Source organism: Paenibacillus pectinilyticus, from assembly GCF_001700435.1.
Taxonomy (GTDB): Bacteria; Bacillota; Bacilli; order Paenibacillales; family NBRC-103111; genus Paenibacillus_E; species Paenibacillus_E pectinilyticus.
The window spans coordinates 484,622-509,632 of the sequence record NZ_LYPC01000028.1; the positions used below are offsets into that span (position 1 = coordinate 484,622).

Annotated in this window: 24 protein-coding genes and 1 riboswitch; of the genes, 7 read left to right on the top strand and 17 right to left on the bottom strand. The window is 48.8% G+C overall.

Annotated features, from left to right (window positions below):
• Positions 1-287 precede the first annotated feature (287 nt).
• From thiE to A8709_RS29900, 6 genes are all read right to left on the bottom strand, one after another.
• Entirely contained in the window at positions 288-947 is a 660-nt protein-coding gene (gene thiE / locus A8709_RS29875; protein WP_244163346.1) for a thiamine phosphate synthase, read from the bottom strand.
• On the bottom strand, positions 944-1,783 hold the full coding sequence (thiD, locus tag A8709_RS29880) for a bifunctional hydroxymethylpyrimidine kinase/phosphomethylpyrimidine kinase (RefSeq protein WP_065858120.1): 840 nt from the start codon (positions 1,781-1,783) through the stop codon (positions 944-946). The genes thiE and thiD overlap by 4 nt, the downstream gene beginning before the upstream one ends.
• A gap of 626 nt (positions 1,784-2,409) precedes the next feature.
• Positions 2,410-3,177, bottom strand: a complete 768-nt coding sequence (locus tag A8709_RS29885) for a thiazole synthase (protein WP_065858122.1) — start codon at positions 3,175-3,177, stop codon at positions 2,410-2,412.
• A 4-nt stretch (positions 3,178-3,181) separates the two neighbouring features.
• Positions 3,182-3,388: a sulfur carrier protein ThiS gene (thiS, locus tag A8709_RS29890; protein ID WP_341833447.1), complete on the bottom strand. Its 207-nt coding sequence runs from the start codon at positions 3,386-3,388 to the stop codon at positions 3,182-3,184.
• A gap of 32 nt (positions 3,389-3,420) precedes the next feature.
• A complete protein-coding gene (thiO, locus tag A8709_RS29895) occupies positions 3,421-4,797 on the bottom strand; it encodes a glycine oxidase ThiO (RefSeq protein ID WP_065858123.1) in 1,377 nt (458 codons plus the stop codon).
• Positions 4,798-5,418, bottom strand: a complete 621-nt coding sequence (locus A8709_RS29900) for a thiamine phosphate synthase (protein WP_065858755.1) — start codon at positions 5,416-5,418, stop codon at positions 4,798-4,800.
• Positions 5,419-5,531: 113 nt separating this feature from the next.
• Positions 5,532-5,630, bottom strand: a riboswitch (TPP riboswitch).
• A gap of 141 nt (positions 5,631-5,771) precedes the next feature.
• Here A8709_RS29900 and hflK point away from each other — a divergent pair.
• Together hflK and hflC are read left to right on the top strand one after the other, a co-directional pair.
• Positions 5,772-6,785, top strand: a complete 1,014-nt coding sequence (hflK, locus tag A8709_RS29905; RefSeq protein WP_084225618.1) for an FtsH protease activity modulator HflK — start codon at positions 5,772-5,774, stop codon at positions 6,783-6,785.
• Positions 6,782-7,654, top strand: a complete 873-nt coding sequence (gene hflC / locus A8709_RS29910) for a protease modulator HflC (RefSeq protein ID WP_244163347.1) — start codon at positions 6,782-6,784, stop codon at positions 7,652-7,654. The genes hflK and hflC overlap by 4 nt, the downstream gene beginning before the upstream one ends.
• Before the next feature lie 368 nt (positions 7,655-8,022).
• Here hflC and A8709_RS29915 read toward each other — a convergent pair whose 3' ends face one another.
• Positions 8,023-8,769, bottom strand: a complete 747-nt coding sequence (locus tag A8709_RS29915) for an MBL fold metallo-hydrolase (RefSeq protein ID WP_065858125.1) — start codon at positions 8,767-8,769, stop codon at positions 8,023-8,025.
• Positions 8,770-8,894: 125 nt separating this feature from the next.
• Between A8709_RS29915 and A8709_RS29920 the strand changes: the two genes are divergently transcribed.
• Both A8709_RS29920 and A8709_RS29925 read left to right on the top strand, forming a co-directional pair.
• Positions 8,895-9,326: an Lrp/AsnC family transcriptional regulator gene (locus A8709_RS29920; protein ID WP_065858127.1), complete on the top strand. Its 432-nt coding sequence runs from the start codon at positions 8,895-8,897 to the stop codon at positions 9,324-9,326.
• A 41-nt stretch (positions 9,327-9,367) separates the two neighbouring features.
• Positions 9,368-10,345: a bile acid:sodium symporter family protein gene (locus A8709_RS29925; RefSeq protein ID WP_065858129.1), complete on the top strand. Its 978-nt coding sequence runs from the start codon at positions 9,368-9,370 to the stop codon at positions 10,343-10,345.
• A 44-nt stretch (positions 10,346-10,389) separates the two neighbouring features.
• On the opposite strand, the gene A8709_RS29930 is transcribed toward A8709_RS29925, so the two are convergent.
• Both A8709_RS29930 and A8709_RS29935 read right to left on the bottom strand, forming a co-directional pair.
• Positions 10,390-11,028, bottom strand: coding sequence for an SdpI family protein (locus A8709_RS29930; RefSeq protein ID WP_065858131.1), 639 nt, complete (start codon positions 11,026-11,028; stop codon positions 10,390-10,392).
• Entirely contained in the window at positions 11,025-11,303 is a 279-nt protein-coding gene (locus A8709_RS29935; protein ID WP_065858133.1) for an autorepressor SdpR family transcription factor, read from the bottom strand. The genes A8709_RS29930 and A8709_RS29935 overlap by 4 nt, the downstream gene beginning before the upstream one ends.
• 176 nt (positions 11,304-11,479) lie before the next feature.
• On the opposite strand from A8709_RS29935, the gene A8709_RS29940 reads away from it, so the two are divergent.
• A complete protein-coding gene (locus A8709_RS29940) occupies positions 11,480-12,073 on the top strand; it encodes a TetR/AcrR family transcriptional regulator (RefSeq protein WP_065858135.1) in 594 nt (197 codons plus the stop codon).
• Between the two features lie 21 nt (positions 12,074-12,094).
• On the opposite strand, the gene A8709_RS29945 is transcribed toward A8709_RS29940, so the two are convergent.
• Together A8709_RS29945 and A8709_RS29950 are read right to left on the bottom strand one after the other, a co-directional pair.
• Entirely contained in the window at positions 12,095-13,123 is a 1,029-nt protein-coding gene (locus A8709_RS29945; protein ID WP_065858136.1) for a DJ-1/PfpI family protein, read from the bottom strand.
• Positions 13,124-13,136: 13 nt separating this feature from the next.
• Entirely contained in the window at positions 13,137-13,778 is a 642-nt protein-coding gene (locus tag A8709_RS29950) for a DUF2306 domain-containing protein (RefSeq protein WP_065858139.1), read from the bottom strand.
• A gap of 215 nt (positions 13,779-13,993) precedes the next feature.
• On the opposite strand from A8709_RS29950, the gene A8709_RS29955 reads away from it, so the two are divergent.
• Positions 13,994-15,325, top strand: coding sequence for an MFS transporter (locus A8709_RS29955; protein ID WP_065858140.1), 1,332 nt, complete (start codon positions 13,994-13,996; stop codon positions 15,323-15,325).
• Positions 15,326-15,969: 644 nt separating this feature from the next.
• Here A8709_RS29955 and A8709_RS29960 read toward each other — a convergent pair.
• Positions 15,970-16,425: a DinB family protein gene (locus tag A8709_RS29960; RefSeq protein WP_065858142.1), complete on the bottom strand. Its 456-nt coding sequence runs from the start codon at positions 16,423-16,425 to the stop codon at positions 15,970-15,972.
• A gap of 160 nt (positions 16,426-16,585) precedes the next feature.
• Between A8709_RS29960 and A8709_RS29965 the strand changes: the two genes are divergently transcribed.
• The gene (locus tag A8709_RS29965) at positions 16,586-18,580 is read left to right on the top strand and encodes a hypothetical protein (protein ID WP_065858145.1); all 1,995 of its coding nucleotides are present in this window, start codon (positions 16,586-16,588) and stop codon (positions 18,578-18,580) included.
• Between the two features lie 55 nt (positions 18,581-18,635).
• Here the strand turns inward: A8709_RS29965 and A8709_RS29970 are convergent, their stop codons facing one another.
• The 5 genes from A8709_RS29970 to A8709_RS29990 all read right to left on the bottom strand — a co-directional run bounded on the left by A8709_RS29970 (position 18,636) and on the right by A8709_RS29990 (position 25,007).
• Positions 18,636-19,178: a GNAT family N-acetyltransferase gene (locus tag A8709_RS29970; RefSeq protein ID WP_065858147.1), complete on the bottom strand. Its 543-nt coding sequence runs from the start codon at positions 19,176-19,178 to the stop codon at positions 18,636-18,638.
• Positions 19,179-19,189: 11 nt separating this feature from the next.
• A complete protein-coding gene (locus A8709_RS29975) occupies positions 19,190-20,317 on the bottom strand; it encodes a low temperature requirement protein A (protein WP_065858149.1) in 1,128 nt (375 codons plus the stop codon).
• 153 nt (positions 20,318-20,470) lie between these two features.
• Positions 20,471-20,869 (bottom strand): DUF1398 family protein, encoded by a 399-nt coding sequence (locus tag A8709_RS29980; RefSeq protein WP_065858151.1) that lies wholly within the window; start codon positions 20,867-20,869, stop codon positions 20,471-20,473.
• A 119-nt stretch (positions 20,870-20,988) separates the two neighbouring features.
• Positions 20,989-23,286, bottom strand: coding sequence for a 3-keto-alpha-glucoside-1,2-lyase-like domain-containing protein (locus A8709_RS29985; RefSeq protein WP_065858153.1), 2,298 nt, complete (start codon positions 23,284-23,286; stop codon positions 20,989-20,991).
• 119 nt (positions 23,287-23,405) lie between these two features.
• The gene (locus A8709_RS29990; protein WP_065858155.1) at positions 23,406-25,007 is read right to left on the bottom strand and encodes a response regulator transcription factor; all 1,602 of its coding nucleotides are present in this window, start codon (positions 25,005-25,007) and stop codon (positions 23,406-23,408) included.
• Between the last annotated feature and the right edge of the window lie 4 nt (positions 25,008-25,011).

Genomic DNA, 25,011 nt, shown 5'->3' on the forward strand with positions numbered 1-25,011 from the left:
TTAAGCTTTCTACTATGGTAGCAAAAAGCGACGTTTCTGTCACCATAAAGGTAGAAACGTCGCAAGGAAAATAATAGATAGGAAACAAGTCTAGCATTCGACGGCATCGAACTACAGGGTTTGACCTCCGTCATGCGTCGGTGCCACAACGCGCGTTCGGGGTACGCGGGTTTTATTTGACGGGTGATGTGCCAGTTTTTTTAAAAGGCAGAGCAACGAGCAGGCTAGTGGTAGAGCAATGGGCAGTGGGCCTTGCTAGTGGCAGAGCTGTGAGCACTACGCCTAGGTTAGAGGTAGAGCAATGAGCTCAGTGCCTCAGCGGCTTCGCGCGGCGCGCGAGCGCCTGCGATGGCGCTCACCACCGCCACGCCGTCCGCGCCTGCGCGGATGACGGCGCTCGCATTCGTAGCATCGATGCCACCGATGCCCACGAGCGGGAGCTGGATGCCGCCTGCGCGCATCCGCGCGATACCGGCAGGCCCCTGAGCCTCACGCGCATCGAGCTTCGTGCGCGTGGCGTACTGGGGGCCTACGCCGAGATAGTCGGCGCCTTCGGCCAGCGCCGACTGGGCTTCGCCCAGATCGTGGGCCGACACGCCCACGATCATGTTCGGCAGCCGCTTCCGCACAGCGGCGGCTGGCGCATCCTCTTGGCCGATGTGGATGCCATCGGCCTCAAGCTCTAGAGCCAGCCGTTCATCATCGTTGACGATGAACGGGATCGCGCGCTGCGCGCAAAGCCGGCGCAGCCGCGCGCCCAGCGCGAGCAGCGCTGGCCCCTGCAGGGCGCCGGGGCCTTTCTCGCGCAGCTGAAACATCGTAATGCCGCCGTCGATAGCGGCTTCCAGCACGTCGTACGGATCTGCCCCGCTGCAATTGGGGCTGCCCATCACCAGATATAGACGCAGCGCTTTACGCAGCTCTTCCTGATTCATCGCTAGGCTCATCGCACACCTCGTGTTGCTTCGTCTTTTTGAGCAGCTCGAACACCTTGTTGATACGCCCAATGATTCGTAGGCCCATGCCCACTTCCGATATGCAAAGGCTCCGAGATCGCAGCGTGGATAAAGCTTTTGGCCAATTGAAGCGAAGCTGTAATTGGACGTCCTTGCGCTAATCCCGAAGTTAAAGCCGCCGCAAACGTGCACCCCGTTCCATGCGTATGTTGCGTAACTAACCTCCGAGACGTAAATTCCTTAAACGAAAATCCGTCATATAATAAGTCCGTCGCCTGTTCTGAATCGGCATCATGACCGCCTTTGATCAACACATGCTTGCAGCCGAATTCATAGATACGCTTCGCCGCTTGCTGGCGAGACGCCAAATCTGTAATTCGTATACCACTTATCGCCTCAGCTTCCGGGATATTCGGTGTGACCACATCAGCCAGCGGAAGCAACTTATGAATCATCGCATCGATCGCCTCCTGCTGTAGAAGCGAAGCACCGCCTTTAGCAATCATCACTGGGTCCACCACGATCTGCTTCCATCCATACTTGTCAATGGCTGCAGCCACAATACGAATGATATCTCCGCTAAAAAGCATTCCTGTCTTCAACGCATCCGGCCGCAAGTCTTCGCCTATCGAAGCCAACTGCCGTTCGATCGCTTCCGTGCTCATCGGGTAAACACCTTGCACCCCTAACGTATTCTGCGCGGTAACGGCCGTAATGACAGACATGCCATACACGCCTAACTCCTGGAAAGTTTTCAGATCCGCTTGAATTCCCGCACCACCGCCACTATCTGAACCTGCTATTGTTAATGCCTTATAGATCGCCACGTTGCTCCCCCTTTCTGAGTTTTATTAAGAAATTTGATTTGTAATGTTTTTAATTTATGATTTGAGCTAAAACTCGAGATTGAATTGGTACAATACGCTCTAGCTTGGAACTGAACAATACATGCTAGTTAAAGTTGGTACTGTTCATTCTAGTTTGAAATTGTGTTATTCGAGGTTAGACTTCTCGTGCAGAATCGCCGACGTATAAAAAAACTGCAAAAGTGCATCCTTTTACCCCTCATTCACACTAAAATAGGAAAAGCCTGCGAATATGCAGGTCATTCTGCATAATTCATCTAATTAAGCTGATTTCTTAGAAAAAGCCTGCATATTCGCAGGTATTCTTCTATGGAGGGGCTAATTCGCTAATAAAACCTGCAGTTTTGCAGGTTTCATTATGTTCATAAGGAGATTTGGGTGTCACAAGTAGATTAGTTCGAAGGTTACGTTGTTGCCAGAGTGATTCGCAGATTGTACGGTCGTGCTGAATGTGTAGCTATTGCGATGTGTGTTCCGTTTGTGCTATTTGCACCAATGGTGCAAATTGTAGAGATTACACATAGAATCTAATAGTTATGTGGGTAGGGTCATGGGCCAACCCTTGACCCTACCCACTAACACTCCACTTACACCCGACTCAAGCCCTCCATCGGACTGCTCGCCGAAGCATATCTCTTTTTCGGTATGCGACCCGCCTCAAAGCCAGCGCGTCCCGCTTCAATCGCGAGTTTCATGGCATAAGCCATTTTGACAGGATCCTTCGCGCCTGATACTGCTGTGTTAAGCAGCACGCCGTCTGCTCCCATTTCCATAGCCAACGCTGCATCCGATGGTGCACCGATTCCCGCATCTACGATAACCGGAACGGTTGCTTGCTCGATGATGAAGCTCAGGTTCAGCGGATTAATAATCCCTTGACCTGTGCCAATCGGTGATGCGCCTGGCATAATAGCATGGACGCCCAAGGCTTGCAAACGTTTGGCCAATAAGACATCATCCGACGTGTACGGAAGTACGATAAAACCTTCCTCCAGCAGCATTTCAGAGGCTTTCAACGTTTCCACTGGATCTGGCAGCAGGGTCATTTCATCGCCTATAACTTCGACTTTGATCATATCGCATAACCCAGAGGCTTTCGCTAACCGCGCGATACGAACAGCTTCTTCGGCTGTTTTGGCACCAGCTGTGTTCGGCAGTAAAGTGAATTTCGATACATCCAGCATCGATAAGAAATTCGGCTGACTCGCTTCAAAAATGTTCATCCTTCGCACCGCAAACGTCAAAATTTGTGATTCACTGATATCTACCGCTTGTTTTTGAATCTGGAAATTCGGAAATTTCCCCGTACCTAGCAGCAAGCGTGAACGAAACTCATAAGGACCGATTTTTAACATGTGATTATCCTCCTCCAACAAAATGTACGATCTCGATTTGATGCCCTTCCGCAAGCTTAGCCCCTGCGTGATTCTCTTTATGTAAAATGGCTGCGTTATGCTCGACCACGAGCATTTTGTCGCTTAGATCGAAATGTGCGAGCAGCTCTTCAACGGTCCGAATTGTTTCGGGTACGTCTACTTGCTCGCCGTTAATGTGCAATTTCAACACTCATCGCTTCCTTTCCTGTGCTTGAACATACTTCAGAGGCTGGGGGGCGCAACACGCTTACTCTCTGGTGAAAGATCAGGACTGAACGCCTCCATCCATGGGGCTAAAGACTGTAAAGCACATTCACCAACCTCAAATTCAATTTGCTGGTACACATCCATATCCATGGCTCGTGGCTCGCTCGATAGTCCTGACGCTGACACTGGTGCTGGCACTGGTCCTGCTCCTGGCACTAGCCCTAATCCTCTCACTGCCACAGTCTCATGTCCCCCGCCCGCACCACTCCCTGCACTTACACCTGTTTCTACACCAGCTCCCATACCCGCAAACGAACTTACCTCGCCACTCAAAATCCAATCCGCCATCACCTTCCCGGTAATGGGGCTCAGCAAAATCCCGTTGCGGTAATGCCCGCAAGCAACATACAACCCCTCCACCATCGGCACCTTGCCGATGTAGGGCAGCCCGTCTGCCGTCTGCGGACGCAGACCCGACCAAGCCTTCTCCCACTCGGCATCACCGAGCGCGGGCATTAACCCCCTCGCGCGATCCATCAGCTCGGCTAAGCCCGAGAGCGACACCTTGCGGTCGTAGCTGTTCGGCACGACCGTAGCGCCGACGACCAGCCGTCCGCCGGCTTTCGGAACAATGTAGCACCCTGGTGTAAACAGGGTCTTCTTCAACACTGGCTTCGGCGTCCTGACGGAGAAGCACTCGCCTTTTACAGGATACATCGGCAGATCAACGCCGATGCTACCAAGCAGCTGACCGCTCCACGTGCCTGCGGCAACGACGACGTGGTTGCTGTAGAGCGGCCCGGCGGCTGTCAACACGCCGATGACGCGCTCCTGCGCGGTCAGCAGCCCTTGCACCCCGGCGAAGGGTTGCATCTTCGCCCCCAGCACCTGCGCCGCCTGCGCGAACGCCGCAGCCAGCAAGGGCGCATCCACCTGCCCATCTTCGGGCAGGTACAGGGCTCCGCGCGTTGCCTCGCTCAGCGCGGGCTCTATGGCCATAGCCTCAGCGGCGCTGAGCCACTGGGCCTGTTCACCCGCCGCGCGCTGCAGCTTCTCCCGCGCGCGCAGCTCCCTCTCTTGAACGTCGCTGAGCGCGATGTTCAGAAGCCCTTCACGGACGAGACCAATATCGATGCCCGTGAGTTCTCGCAGTTCCCCGCTCAGTTGGGGGAACATGGCACGGCTTTGGCGCGCCCACTGGAACAGAGCGCCCGTGTCCTCCATCTCGGACTGCGCGCCGAGCATGCCGGCCGCGGCTGCCGAAGCTTCCAGGCCAAGCTGGCCGCGCTCTAGCAGCGTGACGGATTGCCCTTTTTTAGCCAAGTAATACGCGATCGATGCACCGATAACACCGCCACCGACGATGATGACCTCTGATTTCCTTGCTTTCAATTAGCTCACCTCTATATGTTGAAGCTCGTCTTGATAGGCTTTTACCGCTCTTAGCGGGTCTTGAGCTTCCCAAATTCCGCTCATTACAGCGATTCCAGCTGCTCCTGTATCCAGCACAGACCTTACCCGCCCGGGCGTCATGCCACCAATCGCAATAACAGGGATGTTAACCCGATGAACTAATTGTCGTAATGGCTCCAAGCCTCTAGGCTGCACTCCGAGTTTGGAGTCGGTTGTAAAGATATGCCCGAACATCACATAATGGGCTCCTTCTTTTTCACGTGATTTCGCCTCATCCCCATGATGAACAGAGACGCCGATACGCCCAATCCCTTGGCACAGCTCATCTTGAATCACAAGCGAGGGCGCCGTTCCTGGCAGGTGTAGTCCCCCTGTCTGTAAACCTAGCGCAATAGAAGGAAAGCCATTAATGTATAGACTTTGAGCAGGAACCCCGCGCTCGATTAAGTACTGCACACCAATGAAAACCTCGTCTAAGGACTTCGCTTTTTCTCGAATATGAATCGCTGTAACATGTGGATGGATCTGCGCCGCTGCCTTCGCCAATTCGGACCACGAAAGCTTTCCATTGGATATGACATGAAGTTCTTTCCTTCCCATTGAAGCCCGCTCCTTTCCATCAACATCACAGTTCCCGTATAACACAAAAAAACCACTTTCCTCAGGAAAGTGGTTGTAGGCTGCCGCATCATACATACGCTAAAAAATCGGCTCCAAAGCTCGTTCCACTTTCCTCCGCTGGCATAAACCAGATCAGGTTCAAAGGGTTCAGATTACACTGTCTCAGCCTCACGGCGCCCCTAGGGATTCATTTGTATGCAATTGATAAATATCATAGCACGACATCCAGCTGTTGGAAATATAAATTTTCCGAGCTTGCCTGTCCTGAAACTTTTACCAAAGTCTTCCGTATACCATATCAATCTAATTTTATAAACGAAGGGGTGTTTGTATTGGAACCATTTGTACTGCCAGAACCAGATCGACGAAGACCCGCCTCGCTCCCTCCAGGACTGGCAACCAAAATCATCGCTGGCTTGATCATTGTTCTCGTCCTCATTTTCGGTTCATCCACTTTCTATACCGTGCAAGAGCATGAGAAAGCAGCCATTCTGACCTTAGGGTCCTATAGTGGCGAAAAGGAAGCCGGGCTTCACTTTAAGCTGCCCTTTCCAATTCAGCAGGTGATTGTGCTGCCGGCCAAAAAGACCCAGCGCATCCAAATCGGCTTCCGAGAAGCCGGTGGTAAAATCACCCCCGTCGACGAAGAAGCGATGATGATTACCGGGGATGAAAATATTTTATCAGCCGATGCGGTAGTGGAATGGAATATTAGCGACATGCGGAATTACCTCTACAATATTGATAATGCAGAACAGTTCCTGCGTAACTCAGCAAGCGCCGCGATCCGCTCCGTTATTGGTTCAACCGCACTCGATTTCGCCATCACAGAAGGAAAAACCGAAGTCCAAGGCAAGGTCAAAGAGCGCCTGATCGAGATGCAGACCAAATATCAAACAGGCATTCATATTGTCGATTTGAAGTTCCAAGACATTGAACCTCCTGCGGGTGATGTGCAGAATGCTTTTAAGGATGTCACCAACGCTCGTGAGGAAAAAAATACAAAGATTAACGTGGCAACGAAATATGAGAACGATATTCTTCCTAGAGAGCGAGGCAACGCGCAAGCCCTTCTGGAGAATGCTCAGGCTCAGAAAAACTCCCGGATTTTGAATGCCCAAGGGGATGTCGCGAAGTTCAATGCGATCTATGCCGAGTACGTGAATAATAAATCAGTAACAGAGAGCAGGCTTGTCATCGAGACGCTGGAGAAAATATTACCGAATGCGAAAATTTTCATTAGTGACAGCACCGGTGAAACGGTCAAATATTTACCTATTAACGAGCTGCTGCGCACGCCTACTACGGCTGCTGCAGGCACGGCACAAGGAGGAGCTGCGAAATGAGCATGCAACGCAAATGGCTTTTTCGATCCATCGTTGGTGTCGTTATCGTGTTCTTCTTCCTGATCTCGATTTTTATTGTCAAAGAAGGGCAATACCGTGTCGTTCTCAAATTTGGAGAAGCCGTTCGGATCCAAACCGAGCCTGGTATTCATTTTAAAATCCCATTCATTGAATCGGTCCGCACGCTGCCTAAATATCAGATGGTGTATGATAGCAAGCCGACTTCCATCTTGACCAAAGATAAGAAGCCGATCGAGGTTGATAACTATACGGTGTGGCGGATTGATGATGCCCAGCAGTTCCTGCGCACGATTCAGTCGATCACAGGCGGGGAAGAGCGGATTGATGCAGCGGTGTATAACACCGTGAGACGGAAATTATCGGAGATTAATTACAGCGATATCATCAGCGAGAATACCCAGCGGGGTAACCTAAACGATGAGATTACGAAGGAAGTTTCGGAGTTGATGGCGCGCGATAACTACGGCATTCAAATCGTGGATGTGCGCATCAAACGCACGGATCTGCCCGATTCTAACAAGCAAAGCGTGTACAAAAGGATGATTTCGGACCGCCAGTCCATTGCGGCGAAATACTTGTCCGAGGGCGATGAAGAGTCGAAGAAAATCACCTCCAAAGCGGACAGACAAGCGAGTGAGTTGATCGCGCAAGCTCAGGCCGATGCGAAGAAAATCGTGGCCGAAGGCGAGCAGGAAGCCGCTCAAATTTACAACACTGCCTATGGGAAGGACCCGGTTTTCTATAATTTCTATCGTACGTTGGACAGCTACCTGGTTTCCTTCCAAGGAGAGCCGGTCATCATGCTGCCGATTGATTCGCCGTACACGAAAATTTTACTAGGTAAATAATGTTCTAGGTTTCCAAAGAGGGTGTCACAGCCAAGTAAATGGCGAGGGGCACCCTCTTTTTACTTCATTTGAATAGGACAACATAGTTAAGCCCCTTAACCTTCTCCTGCGATTAGTTTAATTGGATTTATCCAGTGTATTCAGTTGATTTATCGATGAATGATCACTTCCAATGGACATTTCCACTCATTACCCCTCAATTGGGTCATTTTTGCTGGAAAAATGGACCTTGCAGTGGATTTATCCAATCAAAGTCACTTTCACCGCTGCAAAATCAGATTTCTACTGGATATATCCAATGGAACTTGGTTGAGTAATCCATCTATTCGATGAGACGTGGGATAAGGAGGTCATCCATCAATCCAAGTTCACACCCACTCCCCATCCTCCGGAATGGCGACCTGCTCCTCCAACCCCTCTGCAGTCACTCTGTTCCGCAAATCCTCACGCGTTACGTGACAATGGTTGATCGCATCCATATGCACAGCAACGACTTTGGAGAATGGCGCGTAGCGACATAAGCTCACGACATCGTTCGCATTCATTGTAATGGGATCACCCATGACGAATTGCGCTCCGCCAGCATTGACCACCGTCCAATCTGGTTGATGGGCTTCCAACGCTTGCTGCACGTCCTCACACCAAATCGTATCTCCCGCGATATACAGGGTCGGCTCGGTTGCTGCTTGGAAAACAAATCCTGACACCTGCCCCATTAGCTTGCCAATCTCACCTGTCCCATGCTGTCCGCCTGTTCGGACTAAGGTTACTCCCTGCAAGGTAAGTGTCTCTTGAACAGCTGTTACGGAACTAAACCCCGCAGCCGTAAACGTCCCTTCATCCCCAGGCTGGCATAGAATCGGCGTTGACTTCGATAGTTTTTCTGCGGCAGCCGCGTCCCAATGATCGCCATGCAGATGAGTCACAATAATAGCATCAGGCTCACGCAGTTCATCCAGCGGGAATGGCAGTGAAACAAGTGGATTCCTCCGAGAATTCGCTGTATTCACAATCGGTGGATTGACACCTTCTTCACTAAACATGGGATCGATCAGGAATTGAATACCTGCATATTCCAGCCAAAGCGTGGCGTGACGAAGTAATTGAAGCTTCATGTTCGAACACCTCTTATCTTCTATTTATGGTTCTGCTACAATTATAAAATAGAAGCCATGACTCCCATACCCTACGTTGAAAGGAAAAGTCAGCTTTTCATTTCATTGTGAAAGGAATTTACACAATGCTAAGCAACTCCGCCATCGACGAGATTGATTTACGTATCTTGCACCATTTGCTGCAGGATGCCACGCAGTCGCACAAGGCTATTGGCCAGCACGTTCATTTGACCGGACAAGCCGTCGGTGCTCGTGTTCGCAAACTTCAGGATCTCGGCGTTATCACGGGCTATACCGTGAACTGGAACCCCGAGAAAATCGGGCAAGTTGTCCATGCTTTTATCATTGTTTTTATGAAATCAAATACAGCCCATCAGGCGTTCCTTACCTATATGCAAGATCAGGAAAGTGTGGTTGAGACACATCGTGTCAGCGGTGAAGGCTGTTACTGGATGCGGGTACGCGTCCGAACACCATTGGAGCTCAACACGCTCCTTGATGAACTTCTGCACTTTGGCAATTACAAAGTCAGTCTTTCCATCGGTCAAGTCAAATAGCGCTCCCTCATACCAGCTAGTCACGAAAGGATGTCACCTAGATGCTTTCCCAATTGAATCGTCGATTAGAAAAGATTTTGCCGCTCATTACACCCATCAGTGTCCTTATTGGCGTCCTACTCGGGAGCCATTTATCCGTCTTCACCTATTTATCTCCTTGGTTGTTCGCATTCATGACCTTCTCGGGGAGTATTTCCTCCAGCTTCCGAGAGTTCGTTAAAGTCGTCGTTCAACCTCTGCCGCTCATCACGACACTTCTGATTCTCCATGTTGGGATGCCTTTGATCGCGCTTGGTCTCGGGCATACCGTCTATGGACATGAACCGTTGACGATTACCGGACTCATTCTAGCAGCAGCCATTCCTACGGGGATAACCAGCTTCGTCTGGGTGGCGATTTACAGGGGCAATATTGTGCTGACGTTATCGATCATCCTGATGGATACGATCCTCTCCCCCTTTGTCGTCCCGTATACGCTATCTGTTTTAGTGGGCACCAAAGTGCAGCTCGATACCTTCGCGATGATGAAAGGTCTGTTCTTCATGATCGTCGTGCCTTCACTTATCGGCATGCTGCTCAATCAATGGACACGCGGGCGAATTAAGGAGCAGTGGAGTGGGCGTCTGGGCCCTTTTTCGAAAATCGCCATGGGCGTCGTCGTCGCGATCAATAGCTCTGTCATCGCTCCCTACTTGCGAGATTTCAGCGCTAAGCTGCTCGGATTGGCAGGCTTCGTGCTCGTCGTTGCCTCGCTGGGCTACATGATCGGCTGGCTCGTCGCCAAGCTGTTCCGGTGGGAACAAGACGTCGTGGTTGCCCTTACTTTTAACAGCGGCATGCGCAATATTAGTGCAGGCGCGGTGCTCGCTGTCGCTTATTTCCCGCCACCCGTGGCGATTCCGGTCGTGCTCGGCATGTTGTTTCAGCAGTCACTGGCTTCCCTATTCGGCTTTCTACTGAATCGCAAATATGCGCTAAAAGGTGATCCAACCAGCTTGAAGGTTAACGGGGTTAATTGAAAAAGACTGCGCAGCAATTAGCTGGCAGCCTCCATATCTGTTATTTATTTGGAAATTCGGCTAAATAAGATATACGAATACACGACAGGAATGAAGGAACTGAGCGCAATAGCTGCGATGAAGACAACAATCGCTGCTGTGCTCGTCAGGAATGCAGCAATAAAGGCAATGATCCCGCCGATCATCATTAAGGGTCCGCCCAAGCGATGTGTTTTGCGCCAGACTTCTTCATTGGCGAGCGTCCATGGTGTCCGTATGCCAAACGTATAGTTCGATTTGACCTGTGTTAAGAAGTTCCCCATCACGGCAAATAGAGCGCCTAGCAAGATCATTGTCATTTTTTTGAAATCCAAGTCATAGCCCAAGTTAAAAATAATAATTCCCCAACCTACCACAGCTAACAGAATGGTAACCCCGAACCTTGTCACTTCAAAGGCTTGCGGGAATTTCTCAAAATTCGCTTTCTTCGGATCAATCGAACGGATAATGCGCAGGAATGGCGGCAGTAGACCAAGCAGGAACAGCATCAGTAGCGACATATTTTTGCTCATCGTGCCGTTCACTTCATTATTCACGCCAAAATGAGAGGCCATTGTGTCCGGAAGACGGTTATACAGCAGCAGAGCTCCTATGACAGGTGAAAGACTAATAACAAGCAAGGAAATTTCTTTCCATTTCTTCATGACGGTTCCTCCTGATCTTTTTTATTAAGTATGTTAAACATCCATCCGATGACATCTTCGACAACCGTGGTGTGCAGCGTATACATGATATGTTGTCCCTGACGTTCATCAAGTACAAGCCCCGCTTGCTTCAGCAGGTTTAAATGATGCGAAATGCTCGGCTTGCTAATATGAAAATGATCGGCAATATCGCCAGCATTCATGCTTTTTTCGCGTAGCAGCTGTAAAATTTCCCGTCGTGTTGGATCGGATAGAGCTTTAAATGCCTCATTCAATGTTTGCCCCTCCTTATTTATTTAGATGTTTGCCTAAATATATAATTAAATGATACTTCTGATTTTCCAGCCTGTCAATTTGCTTTTGCCCATGAATCCTTAAATTGATATAGCCTAAGTTACGTTGTGTTATAATCGTAGTAATCATGTAAGTTTCGCAAGAGAGGAATTCACCTATGCGCAAAGGCGAACAAACGAGGCTCCGAATCATTGAGAAATCGGCTGTTCTATTTAACGAAAAAGGATACACCGGCACAACGATGCAAGACATTATGGACGTGACGGGTTTAACGAAAGGCGCTATCTATCGCAGTTTCGCCAGCAAGGACGATATTGCTATTGAAGCTTTCCAATACGCGGGACAAGTACTATGGCAGCATTTCTCAGCCGCAATCGAAACACAAGACACCGCTACCGGCAAAATCATAGCTATGTGCGATGTGTATCGTGACACCGTTCATAATCCTCCCCTGCAAGGGGGATGTCCTTTCTTGAATACAGCGGTCGAGAGCGACCATTCATTTCCCGTTCTTCGCGATCATGCTGTGGGAGCTTACTCCCAGATGTTAGGATTTATTCAATCTTTACTAGCGGAGGGGTTGCGTACCGGGGAATTTCAACCGGAGATGGAGCTGGAGTCGGTCGCTTCCTTTATCTTTTCGACAATTGAAGGCGGCATTATGGCCGGCAGGCTGATGCGAGATAACCGTCATGTCGCTTATGCCATGCAAAATATTGAACGGCTGCTCCTGAGCTACAAAGCTCAGTAACAGCCGTTTTTCCATGTGTATTCAGTTGATTCGACTACCCGCAACCTTCGAGGCAGGAAGCATGCCTGCTTTAGCTGTTCCGCTCATGACATCTCCCTGCACAGTTACTTCGAACTTCAAATTCAACCTCATCGGCTTCTTCACACGCTGCGTCCACGTCAATTGACTGCCATTCCAAGTAGGATTGAGGAATTCGACGACCTCGTCGCCTTGTGTGGCTGTCCCCTGTATAACTCCGTCCTTCGAGGAGATGTGGAGTTTCACTGACATTTTGCCAATAGGTGTGGATATAGCCGTTTGCCAGTTGCCTGCGATTCCCCTGCTGGTTGCCGCATGGTTATCAACTACTGGGCCTTTAGCCGATGTCGGCATTTCGTCTGTAGTGTCATCCAAACTTGCAGCAAAATTGATCGGCACGATACCTTGTGCTCGCCACACCGTACCTCTACGCTCGTACTCGAATAATTTCTCAACAGCCGAAGCAATTTGGGGGCCTAACTCTCGCTCAACTAAGTACAAGGCCACATCAAGTCCTGACGTTACGCCTCCGCCACTTACCAATCGAGGCCCGTCTTCTACGACTCTAGCCGCGATCGGGATGGCCCCTGTGGCACCTAGCGCTGCCATCCCCAAATGATTCGTCACCGCATGCCGATCCTCCAAAAGCCCTCCCATAGCAAGCACCAACGAGCCCCCGCATACTGTCGCTACAGTCACATCATGATTGTCAAAAGCCTGTTTCATCAATCTCGTCAAATCCGTTTCCATAGCCAGCCGTAAAATATTGGGGACTGCATCTTCGTCATCTCCTTCTGGCTTTCCTGAACCTCCTGGGACAAGGATAATGCCCGCTCGATGAGGGTCTAGGGCAGCTTGCGCTTCGATTGCAGGCCCATTCATGCCGCTCGGTACCGAGCGTTTCCCCTCTGCCGACACCAATTCCACCGTGATGGCTCCTCCAGCGTACATCCCTGCAGCTGCGAATACTTCATAGGGGGCTAACGCATCCATCAGATCGAACCCATCAAATAATACAACTTGAACATGCATGAGAGTGCCTCCTTCAGATGATCGTGCTTGGTTTACGAAAAGCAGTTCGAATGACGAGTTCCGCCGCTGCCGCTAGACACACGATCGCCCCGTACACGGCTATCGTATAACTGGTCGTATAAGTGAGGCCGAAACCGTTATGAAGTAGTGAACTAATGGCATGAATCATGAGATTGGTAAATACGAAAGCATAGCTCCTTGTCATCCATTTGCGATGTTGGTTCATTTGTTTTTTCTTAATTTTGACGATTGCCGTGATCGTCATCGCCAGCCATACGATATTCAACAGATCAAAACCCATGCTGGTCGCCTTTCCCCCTGTCGCATATGGCGCCATGAAGCCGGAAGTAAGGTCCACGATTACGACGGACAGGACATATAAATAGCCATTCAGACGATGGAATTTGCGATGCTTCCGTAGGACAAAGGATGCGAAATTAACGGCTCCCGAAATCATAGCCATACAAGCGAAAATGATGTGTACATTCATCACTTTTAACCAGACCGGCCTATTTACTGGATGTTTCAGGTCCACTTTATGGCTCAGAAAGGCGGTTGCTTGTGGATCATGGACAAAGTTGGCGTACAGCACGTAGATGATGAATAAGGCTGCTACTGACACCATGAGTAGGTATGCTTTATGACTTGTGCTCATGTTTTCAACCTTTCTTTAGGAGTGGTTTCACAGAATAAAAAACCGAACCGTACGGTCTTTTTTATTATATAACAAAAGAGATATGATCTCCTACTGAATTGTTACAAAATAGGAACGGATGAACATCGCTATTGATGCGCCTTTGGATATTATACTTTATAGGTTTATAATAAAGGAATTCTATTTACAACTCACGTCAGACAGGATGGTCCTACATGAACGATAAAATTGTAATGCCCGTTTGGACGATTGGCTTATTCATTGTTGTCATGAATACGACAATGTTTAATGTATCGCTGCCTAGTATTATCCAAGATCTTAACATTACCGCGGACCTCGGATCCTGGGTCATCTCCAGTTATTCCATTGGTTATGCCCTATCTACCGTTATATACAGCAGACTATCCGATGTTGTTCCTATTCGTAAGCTCCTCACTGTGGGGCTTATTGTGCTTGGTCTTTCCTCTGTTTTCGGATTGTTCGCCCACGAATTCCATACCTTGCTGCTAGCACGTATTCTACAATCCGCAGGTGCAGGGGTGATGGCTGGGCTGGGGCTGGTACTCGCCAGTCGGTACATACCAATTGAGCGCCGCGGCTCAGCGATTGCGATGATTTCCGCAGGAAGCGCCATGGCTTTCGGGCTCGGCCCGATCGTTGGCGGCTTGATCAGTGAATATTTTGGCTGGAACGGGTTGTTCGCCATTACGTGTCTCGTCTTGGTGATTCTCCCTATTCTCTTGCGTTTGCTGCCTAAGGAGCAGCCGATGCCGTTTCGATTCGATATGCTGGGCGCTGTCTTCACGGTCGTAAATGCTGCGACCCTGCTGCTAGCTGTCACGCAGCTGTCGGTTGTTTGGCTCACCGTCAGTGTGATCTCGCTTGGCTTGCATATCTGGCACCTAAAGCGAAAAAGTAACACATTCATCAACCCAGCCTTGCTGGCAAGTCCGGCTTTTCGCAAACTTGCCGTGATCGGTTTCTGTATCTTGGTCTTGAACCTGGGTAATTTATTTCTAATGCCGCTGGTATTGGCGAAAATCTTCGATAAATCGGCCATGACCATTGGCTTAACCATTGCTCCTGGAGCTATCCTGTCGGCCTTCCTAACTCGCTTCGTCGGCCGCTTTATTGATCGCTTTGGCAATCTGCGGTTTTTGCTGATCGGACATGTGATTCTGGCACTAGTAATGGTCGCATTCTCGACTGTACTGGGAGCTTCACCGCTCGTCATCATGATCGGCTATCTGTGTTTCTCACCCGCTTTCTCGGCAACTATTGCTTCGTTGAACAATGAAACCTCACGCATCCTCCCAAGGGAATTAATCGGCTCTGGCATGGGTTTGATGCAGCTGATCCAGTTTTTTGGGGGCTCGATGTCGGTAGCCATCTGCGGGATCTTGCTTGAGATTCAGAAAAACACCACGCTTCTTCACTCGTACAAACATGTATATGGGATCCTCATCCTTGTGGGATGTTGCTCACTTGGGATGCTCCTGTGGTACAGGCTCTCTGTAGTGAGGGGGGCTGGGCGGCAGGCGGGGTAGTAACTCTACAAAGTAGGTCGATGAATCGACTTGCAAAAACACGAGGCCTCTGGGTCGGAGTAGATAGTCGGATTTTCCGGCTATCTCCTACTGGATTGACTCTGTATCGGACGAGTTAGTCGGATCTTCCGGTTATCTCCACCCGGATTGACTCTGGGTCGGACTAGTTAGTCGGATTTTCCGGTTATCTCCTCGCGGATTGACTCTGAGTCAGACAAGTTACTCGGATTTTCCGATTATCTCCTACCGGATTAACTCTATATCGGACTAGATAGTCGGATTTTCCGACTATCTCCTACCGGATTGACCCTGGGTCGGACGACTTACTCGGATTTTCCGACTATCTCCTCGTGGATTGACTCTGAGTCAGACAAGTTACTCGGATTTTCCGACTATCTCCTGCCGGATTGACTCTGAGTCGGACGAGTTAATCGGATTTTCCGGTTATCCCCATTCGGATTGATTCTGGGTCGGACGACTTAGTCGATTTTTTCGACTTATTACACCCGTAGACCTCTAATCCCTTTCCTGCAATTCGATTTTTTCGACTTGCTGCACTCCTGTGGTCTCCACCTTAACATCATCAACAAAAAAAGCCCTCCAAAGTTCATCCTCTGAAGAGCCCTCCACTATACATTTCCCCGCTATTTCAACACTTTCAGCAATGACGCAACCACACCGCCATGATTGACCTCATGCAGCATACTAGAAACGATCAATTCTTCCACTGTCTCCGCTTTGAAAAAGTTCTCTTTCACCGTCGATCCTAGTGTATCCTTGAAAGTCTCGCGTATCCGTACAGCCTGATCCTTCAATTGTGCAACGAGATCATCCCACGCTGGCGGCTCCTCTTGCCAATCTGCGGGTTTTGTCCCGCTTCCGAAAAAGCCCATGTAACTTGCTGGAACTGCCGTCGGTTGCTCTGCAAAGCCGAATATGACACGCTCCGTGACCGTTAGCACATGTCCAATTTGCCAGTGCACACTATTATTAAAGCCAGCAGGCACGACATTGCGTTTCTCTACGGGGCAACCCTCTACCAACTGTAGCAATCTTCCACGATGTTTGTCGACCAAGTCAAAAACAAATGAATCTCTCATCTGAATATAGCCTCCTGAAAATATGTATTCGTTCTACACCCTTATTGTAGCCTATCTGGCATGAAGACGCACTTTTGGACAGTACGCCCACAACTTTCCACCCAATTTATAGTCAAACATACTAGATGATTGAAATGATGAAGGGAAGGAGTAACCTACCATGTGGAAAAAAGCTGTAGTCCTCGGGTTAGCGGGTATAGGCTTGCAAATCGCTCTTTGGGCCTCTCCAGGGAGTGCCTACGAATATGCCGATACACCAACGGAAGTTGCAGATGGCATTCATATTCCCCTAAAGGTAACCCTGCTTGAGGACATTCCTTATTATGTGATTCCGAATGCGCTGTTGAACAAAGCGGAGGGATCGTTCGCTCCCCAAACGGTTGACGTGATCGAAGCCGAGAGCCAATGGTCCGGTGGCGGGAACTGGTGGAAAATACATACGGATATTGGCGACAGATGGATTAAAACCGCTCCTTGGCAAATTGAGGTTCCGCCACCAACGACCCTAACCTTAATGGACATAACACCTTTATATGCGAAGCCTTCTGATAAAGTTGAGCCTACGGCAGCTCTTTCCCCGCAGGATGTGACCGTTGTTGACGCTGAAAAAGGCTGGTTCAGGAATGGTTCAGGCACAGGCGATGTATTCAATCCAATGAAATGGATCAAAATTCATACCACCTGGCTTGGGGATCAGTGGATTCATGTGAAGCTGGATCAGATTGGTACCTTTCATAAAGCAGATCAGATGAGTTATTTTTCAAATGTCTACTATAACCTTAAGCCTCAGTTCGATTACCAAACCTATCAGACAGACGGAACGCTTTCAAACCAATTTTTACATATAACTGGTAAATATCGTTCTGTGCTCGGAACCTACTATCAAATCGAAACGAATGAGGGAACGAAATGGGCCTTAAGTGGCGGACAGCCAATCGCTGCAGAATCGAAAACCATCAAACGAACACATCCAAGTGCGCTCTATACCTATCCTTCCCAGTTTGAGGATGAGCCTAAAATAATCGTAACTGGAGACCTGACTGTCTTTGAAAAAACATATAGCGAGTTTCCCAATTCCTATGGTTATGAGGGGGATTGGTATCACGTTCGCACCGCTCAGGGTGAGGGTTGGTTTAATCCGAGATTTGCCGAACCTGAGGATGCTGTCACTGAGACTGCAACGCTCCAGCTTAACGCGGGCATCACGACTCTTTTTCGCTATCCCAATACAGGAATTATTCTTAACCATGGACAGCTTGGGCCACAAACACTCCATCCAGTAGCCGCATGGACCGACCCGAATGGCGTACGATGGTTCCAGATTAACACATTCGTTGGTAAAGCTTGGATTCAGATCCAACCTTACATCGATCGAATCGTACTGAAAGACCGCGAGTCAGATATGCAAATGATAGGCGACACCAACTATTCTGGAGATTTTTATATGAATGACCAAGGTGTCTTTACCTACGGCAATGACCCCATTGGATACGACAACCTGCAAGGCGAACCTTTTTTTGATACTTCCTTTTTGGCAGGCATGTACCATTACGATATAAAAGGTCCAGATGTCGAGGGCTGGTGGACGTATACAAATACCTCAGGCTATGCGTTTCAGATCAAAACTGGCGAACTTCAAGCAAGAACACTATGGGACGGTCATCTCGCCAAACAAGTAACACTGGCCTCCGCACCTGTCATCCCTACCAAAAAAAGCTCCCCTCACCTCGGTCTTACCGATATAAGGACTTTGCTTGGAGCAACGACAAATGTCTTCACAGGCTACAACGGGAACAAAGTTGTCAATTTAAGTGCACACCAATATAACATCTCTAACCTCCAATTTCCCTCGATAGTGGAAAATGACCACGCCCAGCTATCAGGAGTGATCTATGACGGTCGCTATGATGAAACGAATAGTATCGTGCAGACGTTACAAATAACAGTAAAAAATCGAGACTCTAACGAGTCATCCACGACTGAGCATGTTGCCGCGATGACATTGCTTTATGATTTGAGTTATCATTACGGACTTTATGATATTTCGCTAAATCAACCGCTTAAGCCAGGAATGAATCATTTGACGGTCGTATTCAAAGTAGGAGAGCGTATCCTTTTACAGCGCGACTGGGATGTAACAAGTTCTGCTAAATAGCCGCAGACACCAAAAAGCAGGTTGCCGAGGCAGCCTGCTTTTTATCCATTATGCGTTAGCCTCGTCGCCACTCCCGCTTCAACATGCCAAACACCACAAGATCAATGTAATGGTCGTACAACCACTCCGCATCCCGAATTTGGCCTTCCTTCGTAAACCCTAACTTCTCCGGAATAGCCCTGCTCCTGTAGTTGTTATCCCCGCATCGGATTTCAACACGATTCAGACCGAATTCATTAAATGCATAATCAACTAATCTCTCGCAGGCCCTCGTCATTATCCCCTGCCCTTGAAATCCTTGGCCTAACCAATAGCCGATACTAACGCTATGATTCGTCCAATTAATCGGGTGGAATCCGATACATCCTGCGAACTCACCTTTATACCAAATGCCCGTATTAAAGCCCTTATTGGCTGCTTCCTGTGTCTGACAATGTTGAATAAAAGCAATGGAATGCTCACTTCTTCGCGTCGCATCCACCCAGGGCAGCCACTCTCTCAGATAATCTCGACATGCACTAGTCAGTGCGAATAAAGCCTCAGCGTCCTTAGGTTCAAGTGTTTTGAGTTGCAGATCGTTGTCGATTTCTAGGATCATGGTATCCCTCCTCAAGTCGTTACTTTCGCATACACAACAAAGAACAGCATCATCTCTCCGATGATCACATAATTCGGCAGATCAACCACCAGATCAACCCCAAAGAACACGCCCAATATGCCGAGTAATAGGGCTAAATGGGGAATCCCTAAACGGAGATGAGAATGTCTATATTTATGGAACACAAGAGATGTTGAGAAGAAATAGAGGAGTACAGAGCCGAAAATAAAGCTTAACATGAACCCATTATTCAATTGTTTCAAGAATAGCAACTGGATCGAAGCAGCAATCATACATAAGGATAAATAAATGAATAAATGGCCATAGATAATCGTTTGCCCAGCTGTTTCCAAGGCTTTGTTCACTTTCTTCTCCATATTCTCAAAATACTGCCACCACATCGCGATGATTAATAAGAAGGTGAGGGAAGCAAACATGATGGATGGCCAATTCCAATCGCTGGACTGGAGTACGGTGAGGATGCTAACAACCGACTCGCCTAGAAGAATAAGCGTAAACAACGAGAAGCGCTCTAAGAGATGAGCTGTGTTGATCGGGCTTTTCACCAAATACTTTCGACCTAGGAGTGGAAGCATCACATCGACGATAATTCCCGCATACAAGATGGCATATCGTACCCATGAGTCAAAGAAAAGGGACAGTGCGGATATCGCAAGTCCGATCCAGAAGCGGCTTCCCAAATAGCGGGCTGTAGCGCGTCGATGATCTTCTTCCTTCCGATGAACTGCGAGATATTGAATGGCTGTCATCGCCCGCAAACCTAGATAGCCAATCAGAAAGGGAACAAAATATTGATCGAAATCAACGGACAAACTAGCCGTCATAATTAAGACGAAAAATAACTGTAAAATCATAAAAACACGATGTGACATGCTGTCCTGCCCGTACCTATTCACAAAAAGGGACTGCCCTACCCAAGCCCACCAAATCGGAACGAAAATGAGCACAAATTTACTCAAATACTCTAGCGGGATGGTACCATGATCCACATGCAGCAGAACGTGACTCGCTTTGGACACCGCAGCAGCGAATAACAGATCATAAAACAGCTCGAGCCAGGTCACTTTTTTCTCAGCAAGTGCCTTAAAATGATGCAACCCAGCAGGTTGGTTGTTCATGGGGTTGCTCCTTTGTTTACCGTCTATGGGCTCACCCATTTGAAACCCTTTACTCCCTATATTCGAGATTCATAAGGATAATCCTGTATTTATTATGTGACTGAAAAAGTTAGAAAAAGCCACATCCTCAAAGGATGCAGCTTTCTATTCGTATTACTCAAATGCCGGAATGGCCTCCGCATAGGATTCTCCCGGTCTGCCGCTGGTGTAAGTAATCATTCGCCCAGGCATGTCCACGATGTAATAATGAACCCCCGCTTTCGCCATATCTTTCAGGAAATCCGCATAAGGCGTGCGGTGCTGCTGATGGTGTACCAAGCCGCTTTTCACCTCGTCACCGTGGAATTCGTCTGCGATTTCCGATTTCTCCGCCATAGCCGAGTTCATATCCTCATAACGATCACCCTCACCCATGTACACAGTGAAATTATCCGCTACTTCCGTTCGATACGAGGTCACACCTGCATCTATTAAGGCTTGGAACGTTCGCGGATAAGGCCATCTCTCCAGCTTAGATACTTCACTAATTCGCTTCACTTCTTGAACGTTCATCTTCAGGCCCCTTTCACTTCACTATCTAATATACCACCACGTCTATTATCCCCAAATGCAAAAAAACTGCCCCAAGTCTTAAAGACTTGAAAGGCAGTTCTTCCTAGCAGCCTAAACGATCATGATGTCTCAATCGCATCAACATACATCGTTCCCGTCTTCACGACCAGTTTGATCGTATGGGAGCCAGATGACAATCCTGCTTTCTGGTACAGCGCTTCACGATAATAAGCTGCTGTATTTGCCGTGTTTATCGTTGTTTGCAGAACGCCATCTATGTACACATCCGCTGTTCCTGCACCCGACTGTTTCCGGCCAATAATCGCGGCATTCGTCCCCGTAAATGTGTACTGCAAGGAGGCACCCACCGTGCTGGAGGTCTTCAAGGTACGCCCATAATCCTGCCACGTGCCGTTGGCATCAGCCCAAGTTCCTGTATACGTGACTGCACTGCCGCTGCTATCCTGTCTATTAATTGCTGAAGGCGTGGTTGTCGTAATCGGCTCAATCTTCAAATTATCGATGTCAACGGCCGCAAGCTTACTCGCGAAAGCTACTTGTCCCGAGTTTATCGTGGCATCTGTCGTTGTCGCCACCTGTGTACCGCCGATATAAGCTGTGATTTGATTGTTATTCATCGCAACCTTCACATTGTACCAATTGGCTGAGCTGAAACCAGCCACAGTTCCATTAGCGAAATTGGTCACGACACCATTATCCACTTTGCGGAAATACCAATTACCGCTGGAAAATAGCTGCATTTGATACCCAGATGGTGAATAGTTACCTGGGTTATGCAAGTTAGCACGGCCCGATACAGTCACATAGGCACCGCTTGGCACTTTGACATCGGCACTCACCTGATAATTCGACCACCGTGTGTCCCCCAGCGTGGTATACGGGTCGCCGGTCGTCATCCAATCTTGCGGTTTGGTCGCGATGACTTGACGCAAGCCTTTGTTGCCGCTGCCATAATCTACAACCTCGAAAGCACCCTGCTGGTCCACCGCATATTTCATTTGAGCACCCGTTGCATAGCCGTTGAAATTGTCTGTATACGTGAGTGCTTGCGGCGTATCCGCTGGATCACTGTAGGTTGCTGTTCCCTTGGTTTGACCCGTCGTTGTCGTCAACGACGTAACCGATTGCGCAGGTGCTGATAGACTGAATGCTCCTGCAGATGGCGTAATACTGGTTAATTGGCTGAATGACGTGCTCTGCGTAGTGCGCCACACATTCAAGCTGCTGGTAGATACATTTTGTAAGGTGAACGCGTAGTCGGTTGCCGTCGTCCCCGTATTCACTATGACAACGCTGTAGTTGGTCGTATTCGGATCTTTGAACGTGATGTAATAATTGTTCGCATCCAGCTTGCCGCTGGCACCATCGAGGATTTTCCATCCCGGAGGAGCGAATTGGGTGAACTGAGCCGTCATCCACAGGCTCTGATTCACATCGTAATGACCTGACCATGGGGTGTTAGCTGTCAGGATGCCTTTACCTTGGTATTGCAAGGTATCATACACACCGTCAAGTGCTGGTTGGTACATGTACCGAACCATTTTGCCCGTCGTGAACGATTCGGCCATACGCCCAGCCACGTACATAGTGCGTGTCCAGTCGTCATGCATCGGCGTGTCACTTTCATTGCTGTACAGCGGTTTTCCTGTCGCTTGCGCATTCGCCGTGCTCGTAATGATGTAATGGGAGCTTATCGCATATAGCGCACTGCTCAAAGCCGTGTCGGATACCACGGTATCTGCCACGTTCCAATTGTTGTAAGCATCCGCGGCGACCAGCTTTACGTTCGAATATCCGCCTGCTGTTAAAGCAGGCTTCAACGTGTTCACGACATAGTCCCGATTGAACGAGCCTTCATTTTGCTCCGGACCCAAGAAATCAAGCGGTGTACCGTTAGCGGCCATCAAACTCAAATAATTGAGATAATAATTTTTCTTATCGGTATCCGTTGCAACCCAAGCAGGCAATCCCCAGCGCAGCGCTTCATATTTCATAGACGGGTAGCGTGTTTTGGCTTGCGCAGCCATCCAAAAGTTGGCACCGCGCGCCGTAGGCGTTTCGGCTGCAGTCCGCTGATGACTCGGCTCGGCTCCACTGCTAGAATCCATATCGCCGCCGATTTCGTTCTTAAACACGGTCAAACCTGCCCCGAAATTCGGTTTAAATAAAAAATCGAGGATATCGCTTTGCTGATTCGCCGGGTAATCATAGAGGAGCTTGGAGGTGCCGCTGCTATTGACAATTCCGACGCCTTCAAAGGTTCGACCGCTTCCGCTGCCATTAATGGTCACACTTGTGCTCGCATACGCGGGTAAAGCGACAAAGACAGAAGCGGTTGATAGAAGAACTGCGCTAGCGGTAACAAAGGAGCACTGCCGAAGCATTCGCTTTAACATGAGTTTACCTCCTAATAGTTTGGATTCAACTTCATGATAGCGTATACATTCCCTGTCTACATGCAACAATTTTTACTTTCTGCAACGGTGATTTTACTAGATTGCTATAGGCTCCACATTTAGCCACGATATTCGACAGGCGTGACCCCCGCGTATGTTTTAAAAGTCTTGATAAAATAACTTTGATTGTCGTACCCCAACAATTCACAAATTTTGCTGCACGAATGCGTCGTTTGAGTTAGCAGCTCTTTCGCTCGCTCCATTTTCATCCGAGTTACATATTCAATAAAGCTCTCCCCGACCTCTTTTTTGAAAAACCGACTGAAATAGCTAGCATTTAGATAACAATACTCCGCGACTTCCTCCAGACTAATCCGCCGATCGAGATGCATGGATACATATTGACACGCCTTCGTGATCTCTGCACGCATGCCAGTCGTAAGGCGGTTTCCCGTAAGTGAAACAATCGTTTGTAAGTGGCCGGATAGCCAGCGCTTCATTTCGAATAGGGTATCCAGATCAATAATTTCTCTGTGCAGCGTGTCTGTTGAATAGCTCGGACGGATGAACTGAAGCGACTGCCACTTCAGCTTCTGATCGAGTAACAGCTTGAGCATCCAATCCTTGACGGTCTCCGGAGCAAATTTCTGCCCATGAATGAGCGTTATCCATCTATCAACGGCTTCCGACACCGCTTCAGGCTGTTTGCCAATCAGCACTTCCCGCAGTTCCGAGCTTGCCTGATCATAAAAAGCGAAAATATCCTGCTGCGCATGATCAACACGCTTCATTTTCACAATACTGCCCTCTTGCAAATAGAACCGTTGTGTCTCATTCTGCAGTAGCTCATTGAGATTGAATTTCAGCTGTGTTGGGGAAATGCAGCACTCACCGATCAGGAATGTCATCTGCAGCTTAAGCACCTGATACAACGTAGCTTGAATGGACTTCAGGCAAGCCGCCGTCACATCGTACATGTTTAGTTGGATCCCCGGTTTAAAAGCAAACAGAAATAAAGACTCCTTCGCCCCATATCCAACATGCATACCTTTCATGTCCTGGCTCTTCAGCACTTCTTCCATCACATTGTTAATGGCAAAACGCAGCGTCTGATCGGATGAAAACCGCTTCTTCGCAAGCTTATAATCGACCATGAAACCGATCGCCGTCATACACATATAACCCTCGGTAAATACCCCGTACGCGCGTGCTTCGCTTTGCCATTCCTGCGGATTAATCAGCGGTTGTTGGATAAAATTTTTCATCCACTGCTCTTTGCGCAGCGCCTTGGTTTCATCAGCCAAATGCGATAGCTTACTATGCTGCCAGTTCGTTTGCTCCTCATCCTGGATGCTTTGTTTGAACTGCAGGAACAGCTTCTCCAGATCTTTGGGCTCAAATGTATCTTTCACTAGGTAGTCTTGCACATTCAATCGCATCGCTTGCTGGGCGAACTGAAACTCACTGTGACAAGAAAGAATAGCAATGCGCACATTCGCTTTACGCGCCTTGACCCTTGTGATGAGCTCCAAGCCATTCATCTTCGGCATCCCGATATCCGTAATCAGAATATCCGGCATCGCTTCCTGAATATGCTCCCAGGCATTTAGCCCATTCTCATAGGTTCCCATTAATTCAAGGCCTAGATCCTCCCAAGGGATCACTTCGGACAGCAGCTCCAGAACGGGGTAATCATCATCAACGAGCATCACTTTATGCATAGCT

What these genes read in the sequence shown, in the direction of transcription:
- thiE (WP_244163346.1), bottom strand. Translation starts at nt 947, where the DNA reads ATGAGCCTAGCGATGAATCAGGAAGAGCTGCGTAAAGCGCTGCGTCTA.
- A8709_RS29885 (WP_065858122.1), bottom strand. Translation starts at nt 3,177, where the DNA reads ATGTTAAAAATCGGTCCTTATGAGTTTCGTTCACGCTTGCTGCTAGGT.
- A8709_RS29900 (WP_065858755.1), bottom strand. Translation starts at nt 5,418, where the DNA reads ATGGGAAGGAAAGAACTTCATGTCATATCCAATGGAAAGCTTTCGTGG.
- hflC (WP_244163347.1), top strand. Translation starts at nt 6,782, where the DNA reads ATGAGCATGCAACGCAAATGGCTTTTTCGATCCATCGTTGGTGTCGTT.
- A8709_RS29915 (WP_065858125.1), bottom strand. Translation starts at nt 8,769, where the DNA reads ATGAAGCTTCAATTACTTCGTCACGCCACGCTTTGGCTGGAATATGCA.
- A8709_RS29920 (WP_065858127.1), top strand. Translation starts at nt 8,895, where the DNA reads ATGCTAAGCAACTCCGCCATCGACGAGATTGATTTACGTATCTTGCAC.
- A8709_RS29925 (WP_065858129.1), top strand. Translation starts at nt 9,368, where the DNA reads ATGCTTTCCCAATTGAATCGTCGATTAGAAAAGATTTTGCCGCTCATT.
- A8709_RS29930 (WP_065858131.1), bottom strand. Translation starts at nt 11,028, where the DNA reads ATGAAGAAATGGAAAGAAATTTCCTTGCTTGTTATTAGTCTTTCACCT.
- A8709_RS29940 (WP_065858135.1), top strand. Translation starts at nt 11,480, where the DNA reads ATGCGCAAAGGCGAACAAACGAGGCTCCGAATCATTGAGAAATCGGCT.
- A8709_RS29945 (WP_065858136.1), bottom strand. Translation starts at nt 13,123, where the DNA reads ATGCATGTTCAAGTTGTATTATTTGATGGGTTCGATCTGATGGATGCG.
- A8709_RS29950 (WP_065858139.1), bottom strand. Translation starts at nt 13,778, where the DNA reads ATGAGCACAAGTCATAAAGCATACCTACTCATGGTGTCAGTAGCAGCC.
- A8709_RS29955 (WP_065858140.1), top strand. Translation starts at nt 13,994, where the DNA reads ATGAACGATAAAATTGTAATGCCCGTTTGGACGATTGGCTTATTCATT.
- A8709_RS29960 (WP_065858142.1), bottom strand. Translation starts at nt 16,425, where the DNA reads ATGAGAGATTCATTTGTTTTTGACTTGGTCGACAAACATCGTGGAAGA.
- A8709_RS29965 (WP_065858145.1), top strand. Translation starts at nt 16,586, where the DNA reads ATGTGGAAAAAAGCTGTAGTCCTCGGGTTAGCGGGTATAGGCTTGCAA.
- A8709_RS29970 (WP_065858147.1), bottom strand. Translation starts at nt 19,178, where the DNA reads ATGATCCTAGAAATCGACAACGATCTGCAACTCAAAACACTTGAACCT.
- A8709_RS29975 (WP_065858149.1), bottom strand. Translation starts at nt 20,317, where the DNA reads ATGAACAACCAACCTGCTGGGTTGCATCATTTTAAGGCACTTGCTGAG.
- A8709_RS29980 (WP_065858151.1), bottom strand. Translation starts at nt 20,869, where the DNA reads ATGAACGTTCAAGAAGTGAAGCGAATTAGTGAAGTATCTAAGCTGGAG.
- A8709_RS29985 (WP_065858153.1), bottom strand. Translation starts at nt 23,286, where the DNA reads ATGTTAAAGCGAATGCTTCGGCAGTGCTCCTTTGTTACCGCTAGCGCA.
- A8709_RS29990 (WP_065858155.1), bottom strand. Translation starts at nt 25,007, where the DNA reads ATGCATAAAGTGATGCTCGTTGATGATGATTACCCCGTTCTGGAGCTG.